This is a genomic window from Streptomyces sp. NPDC004658 (genome assembly GCF_040609555.1).
Lineage (GTDB): Bacteria > Actinomycetota > Actinomycetes > Streptomycetales > Streptomycetaceae > Streptomyces.
Genome location: NZ_JBEXKG010000280.1, coordinates 1 through 5,547 on the forward strand (window position 1 = coordinate 1; position 5,547 = coordinate 5,547).

At 75.1% G+C, this 5,547-nt stretch carries 5 protein-coding genes; 4 read left to right on the forward strand and 1 reads right to left on the reverse strand.

The window, feature by feature from the left end; translation table 11 throughout:
- Positions 1 to 354 precede the first annotated feature (354 nt).
- From ABZV94_RS39740 to ABZV94_RS39755, 4 genes are all read left to right on the forward strand, one after another.
- Complete coding sequence (locus ABZV94_RS39740) at positions 355 to 1,149, forward strand: serine hydrolase (protein ID WP_356349667.1); 795 nt, start codon at positions 355 to 357, stop codon at positions 1,147 to 1,149.
- A gap of 356 nt (positions 1,150 to 1,505) precedes the next feature.
- Entirely contained in the window at positions 1,506 to 2,573 is a 1,068-nt protein-coding gene (locus tag ABZV94_RS39745; RefSeq protein ID WP_356349669.1) for a hypothetical protein, read from the forward strand.
- A 109-nt stretch (positions 2,574 to 2,682) separates the two neighbouring features.
- The gene (locus ABZV94_RS39750) at positions 2,683 to 3,096 is read left to right on the forward strand and encodes an SRPBCC family protein (protein WP_356349672.1); all 414 of its coding nucleotides are present in this window, start codon (positions 2,683 to 2,685) and stop codon (positions 3,094 to 3,096) included.
- A gap of 10 nt (positions 3,097 to 3,106) precedes the next feature.
- Complete coding sequence (locus tag ABZV94_RS39755; RefSeq protein ID WP_356349674.1) at positions 3,107 to 4,168, forward strand: class I mannose-6-phosphate isomerase; 1,062 nt, start codon at positions 3,107 to 3,109, stop codon at positions 4,166 to 4,168.
- An 81-nt stretch (positions 4,169 to 4,249) separates the two neighbouring features.
- Here the strand turns inward: ABZV94_RS39755 and ABZV94_RS39760 are convergent, their stop codons facing one another.
- Entirely contained in the window at positions 4,250 to 5,470 is a 1,221-nt protein-coding gene (locus ABZV94_RS39760; protein WP_356349677.1) for a hypothetical protein, read from the reverse strand.
- Positions 5,471 to 5,547: the final 77 nt, after the last annotated feature.

Below are 5,547 nucleotides of genomic sequence, written 5' to 3' on the forward strand. Positions count from 1 at the left end.
GGCTCGGTGGGGCCGCGGCGGGGGGTGGGTACGGGGTGCCGGCCCGTGCCTGGGGCCGGCACGGAAGGGCCACGCCCGGCCGCGGCGCGCGGGCGGACCGGGGCGGGGTGCGGCCGCCACGCCCTCCGTCACACCAACCAGTTCATCCGCTTTGTCCATCTTCACTCCGGATGTCGGTGTCGGGCCGACGATAAGCGGAGGAGCACGCACGGCCGCGCACCCACGCCGCCGCCCCGGTGACCCGGCCGGAAGAATGCGCCCCATCGGTGGCTCTTCTCACAATCCGCTCCGAACGGGCCCAGAGGTGACGGACGCCACGCCGCAAGGCGCCGGCGTTGTCTACGTTCGTGACCCATGTCCTCCCGCCTGTCCCGCACAGCACGCGCCAAGGCCTGCGCCCTCGCGGCCTCGGCGACCGCCCTCCTCGCCACCGGGCTCCTGCACCCCACCCCGGCCGCGGCCGCCTCGGCGCAGGCCACGGCGGCCGTGCTCGACCTGGACGGCACCGACCGCACCCCCGTGGTCCACGGCCAGGACAGGGCGTACGACACCGCGAGCATCGTGAAGGTCGACATCCTCGCGGCACTGCTGCTCCAGGCACAGGACGAGGGACGCCGGCTCACCGCGCGAGAGCGCGAGCGCGCCGAGCCGATGATCCGGCGCAGCGACAACGCGGCGGCCAACGCCCTGTGGCGGCAGATCGGCCGGGCCCCCGGGCTGGCGGCGGCCAACAAGCGCCTGGGGCTGACCGCGACCACGGGCGGACCCGGTGCCAAGTGGGGGCTGACCCGGACGACCGCGCGCGACCAGATACGGCTGCTGCGGGCCGTGTTCGACACCGGCGCGACGGTCCGCACGGGCTCCGGCGGACTCGACGCCGACTCCCGGGCCTACATCCGCACCCTGATGAGCCGGGTCGTACCGGAGCAGACCTGGGGCGTCCCGGCGGCCGGCACCGACGGGTCCCGGAAGACCCTGAAGAACGGCTGGCTCCAGCGCGACACGACGGGCCTGTGGGATGTCAACAGCGTCGGCCAGGTCACCGTGAAGGGGCACCGGTACCTCGTCGCGGTGCTGTCGGACGGCAGCGCCTCCATGAGCGACGGCGTGTCCCTGGTGGAGCGGACGGCGCGCGCGGCCGTGGGGTGAGCGGGGAGCGCCCGGGCCGGACGCGCGGGCGGATCCCCCTGAACGGACGCCCCCGAGTCGTCGCCCGCGCGCGACAGGCGCCGCGGCACGCCACCGCCGACCGCACCCGTCCCCGGACGGCCCGCCACATGGGCCGCACGCGGGAAGCGACTCCGCCACACCACCGCCCACCGCACCCGCCTCCCCCGGACGGCCCTCCTCACGGGCCCGTCCTCCCCCACCGTGGACGCCCACCTGCCCCGCATCCGGGCCGGGTCCGCCCTCACCGACACGGCCGGACCGGCCCGCACGGCCCTCGTCCCGGGCGGCTGGGCCACGGGCGCCGGCGGGCCGGGGAACGGTGGCAGGATGCCGGGATGGATCCGATCGTGCGAACGGCCGGCGGGCTGCTGGGGACCGAGTTGTCCGACCCGGTCGACCTGGGCGGCAGCAGTCGCAGCTCCGTCCTGCGCTGCCGGACAGCGGAAGGGGGCACCGTGATCGTGAAGGCGTTCGGCCGGGGACCGGACGCGCTGCGGTCCTTCACCTCGGAGGCCGCCGCGCTCTCCCTCGGCTCGGGGCCGGCCCTGCTGGGCGTGGACCCGGACACGCCGCTGCTGGTGATGGAGGACCTGGGAGCCGCGCCGACGCTCGCGGACGTGCTGCTCGGCGACGACCCGAAGGCCGCGGCGGACGGCCTGCTGGCCTGGGCCGGCGCGCTCGGCCGGCTGGGTACCGGCTCGGTGGCCGGGCGCGCCGAGTTCACCCGGTTGGCGGCCCGGTTCGACCAGGGGGTGCCGTCGGGGCCGGACGACCCGTGGATCGAGCGGTGCGCCGCCGAGTTCCCCGTGCTGCTCGCGCGGTCGGGGGTCGCGGTGCCGCCGGACCTGGCCGGTGAGCTGGCGCGGATCGGCACGCTGGGCGGTGACCGGTACCCGGCGTTCACGCCCGGCGACACCTGCCCGGACAACACCCTGCTCACGCAGGACGGGCTGCGCCTGATCGACTTCGAGAGCGCGACCTTCCAGTCGGTCTTCCTGACCGCGGCCTACTGCCGGATGCCCTTCTCCACCTGCTGGTGCGTCTTCCGGCTGCCCGCGGACCTGGCCCAACAGGTGGAGCGGACCTACCGCACCGAGGTCGTGGCCGTCTACCCGGAACTGGCCGAGGACGCGGTGTGGGAGGCGGGCCTGCGCCGCGCGGTCGCGCTCTGGACGGTCCACGGCACGGTGCACCTGCTGCCCCATGCCGGCGAGGACCGGCCGATGCACCCGACCCGGCGCCCGGTCCCGACGGTGCGCCGGCTGCTGCGGCACCGCTGGGAGACGGCAAGCACCCTCACGGAGTTCCCGGCGCTGGCCCGGACCATGGAGCTGCTGCTGGACGGCCCCGCCCGCGACTGGCGGACGGCACCGCTGCCGGGGTATCCCGCCTTCCGGGACTGAGGGCCCCGGGAGCCGGAGCCGGGGGGCCGGTTGCCGCCGGGGCTTTTCGGTCGCCGTGGAAGGGGCACGCGGTCGGGGTACGACTTCCGACCGGAGGGGCGAGACCACGATGGCCGAGTACGAACGTTCCCGCACGATGCCCGCACAGCCCGAGCAGGTCTTCGACCAGGCCGCCAACACCGCCCAGCTCGACGCCTGGCTCCCCGGCGAACTGCACGTGGACGTCCAGGACCCACCCGCCGTGACCGTCCACGAGGACCGCTCCGGCGAGGAGACACCCGCCCTGCTGCGGTCCGAGCCGGACCAGATGCGCCTGGAGTGGGGCACCCGCGAGCAGGGCAGCTACGCCGGCTGGCTCCAGGTGGCCGGCATCGGCAGCGGAGCCAGCGAGGTGACCGTGCACCTGTCCTTCTTCGACGAGGGCCACGACCCGGGCGAGCGGGCGGTGTGCGACGCCCTGGACGGCAGCCTGCGCAGGCTGGAGGAACAGGTGCGGATGCGGGTCGACAACGCGGCCGGCTGAGGGCGCACCGGTGAACTGGTCCCCGCTGCGCCTGAGCACACCCGTCAAACAGCATGTGTTCGGCGGCCGGGTCCTTTCCGACCGGCTGGGCCGGACGGGACTGCCGCCCGGCCCGGTCGCCGAGACCTGGGAGGTCAGCGACGTCGACGGGGAGGGTGCCACGGTGACCGAGGGTCCGCCGGCGGGGAGGTCGCTGCGGGAGCTGATGGCGGAGGATCCCGGCGGCCTGCTCGGCGACCGCCCGCACGGACCGCGCTTCCCCCTGCTCACCAAGTTCATCGACGGCACGCGCGCGCTGCCCGTGCACCTGCACGCCGACGACGCCACCGCCCGCCGCCTGGAGGGCGAGCCGAACGGCAAGACCGAGGCGTGGCATGTGCTGGACGCCGTACCCGGCGCGACGGCCCTGGTCGGCGTGCGGCCAGGGGTGGACCGGGAGCGGCTGCGCCGGGCGCTGCTCGCGCAGGACTTCGACGCGGTGCTGCGCCGGCTGCCGGTGCGCGCCGGCCAGACCGTGTACGTGCCGGGCGGAACCCTGCACAGTTTCGGGCCGGGCACCCTGGTGTACGAGATCGAGCAGACCTCCGACATCCAGCAGCACGCGATGCCCTGGCGGATGGAGGACGGCGCGCCGCTGGACGAGCGGGAGCGCAAGGAGAACATCGAACGGCTGCTGGACGAGTGGCGGCCGGAGCCGCGCCCGGCGTTCCAGCCGGGGCTGAGTGTCCCGGCCGGGGACACGGTGGTGCGCACGGTCCTGTGCGCCGGGCCGTACTTCGCCCTGGAACGCTGGACCGCGGGAGCCGGCGCTCGCATCAGCCGCTCGTTCGCCACGGCGCAGGTGCTCAGCAACGCCGGCGCCCCGGTGACCGTCGCCTGCGACGGCTGGACCGGCCCGCTCGACCGGGCCCGGACCCTGCTGCTGCCCGCCGCGCTCGGGGAGGTGCGGGTGACCGGCCCCGCGGACGTCCTGTTCGGTTACGTCCCCGACCTGGAGGCGGACGTCCGGGCACCGCTGACGGCCGCCGGGCACGGACCGACCGCGATCGCCGCGCTCGGCGAGGGGCTGTAGGAGCGGGTCCGGGCCGGGAGGCGGGCGCTCGGACGCGGGGTGCCCTCGGCCCCGCGGCGGCAGCCGCTCGCCGGCCGCCGGTCAGTACCCGGACCCCAGCCGCTGGGTCGAATAGGCGCACTCCGTGTAGATGTAGCCGGGCCGGAGCTTGGCGGTGTCCGAGGCCGGGGTCGCGGTGCTGTCGCCGTTCGGCTTGTGCACGAAGTACGTGGTGCCGGCGGGAAGGCTGATGGTGCGCTGCGGGTAGTTCTTGCTGCTGTCGTTGCAGGGCTTGAAGGTGGAGAAGACCGTGTCGGCCAACGTGTACGCCTTGCAGCGGCCGCAGCCCTTGAGGGTGAAGCTGCCGGTGACCGGGCCGGTGTAGAGGACGGTGATGTCGTCCGGGCTGTCGTTCTTGACCGTGACGGAGATGCTGCCGCCGGAGGCCAGGGTGGGCAGCTTCCGGCCGGCCGCCGGGAGGGTCTGGGCGACCTCGGCGGCTATGGCGGTCTTCTGGGCGCGGGCGCGGTTCCTGTCGTGCTTGTGGCCGGCGGCGAACTGCTCCATGGTCTTCTGCGCCGCGTCGAAGTCGCCGTCCTTGTACTGGTCGACCCCGCAGGCGTACCCGCCCGCGTCACCGCTGCGGCCGGCGCGGCTCGCGGCCTTCGCCAGTCGGCCGCCGGTGTCGCCGGCCGACCTGGACAGGTCGGTGATCCGGGTGTCGAGGTCGCGCAACTTCTCCACGGCCGCGCAGGGTTCGTCCCCGCCGACGGCCTTCTCCGCCGTCGCCACGGCCGCGTCGACGGCCGGCACCACCTTGGCCGCCGCCGCGGACCGCGGGAAGGTGTCGAGCAGGTCGCCGAAGCGGTTGACCCAGTCCGTGTCGCCGCTCGCCAGGTGCCGCGCGCCGCACTCGTACAGGGCGGTGGCGAGCCGGTCGTCGGGCCATCCCGCCAGCGAGCCGAGCTGTTCCCGCGGCATCGTGTCCGGCACGGTGCGGAGGTACTTCAGCGGCTCTATGGCGTCGCAGTACTCCTGGTGGCCGTAGGCCGCGCCGACCGTCGTGTAGTAGGTCCGCAGGCTGTCGGGGACCCGCCGGGCCGCACGGGAACCGGTGTGGTGCACGGCGAGGTCGCGGTAGACCCCCAGGGCCGTCCCGTAGTCGGACCGGGCGGCGCCGAAGGACTGACGGCCGCCCGCGGCCACCAGGTCGTCGGCGCGCTCCAGACGGCCGAGGAGCGCCTGCTCCACGGCCTCGTCGTGGGCGTCCTCGTACCAGAGGGCGCCACCGGCCGGTACGGCGAGCAGCACCACGCCCAGCACGAGCGCGAGCTACGACATCACCCACTCCTCGGCCTGGGTCGGCTACGCGAGCCTGGCGGGCCTCGTCCCCATGGTGG

Bases quoted from the DNA above. Each gene is read 5' to 3' on its own strand.
- ABZV94_RS39740 (WP_356349667.1), top strand. From the start codon at position 355: ATGTCCTCCCGCCTGTCCCGCACAGCACGCGCCAAGGCCTGCGCCCTC.
- ABZV94_RS39745 (WP_356349669.1), top strand. From the start codon at position 1,506: ATGGATCCGATCGTGCGAACGGCCGGCGGGCTGCTGGGGACCGAGTTG.
- ABZV94_RS39750 (WP_356349672.1), top strand. From the start codon at position 2,683: ATGGCCGAGTACGAACGTTCCCGCACGATGCCCGCACAGCCCGAGCAG.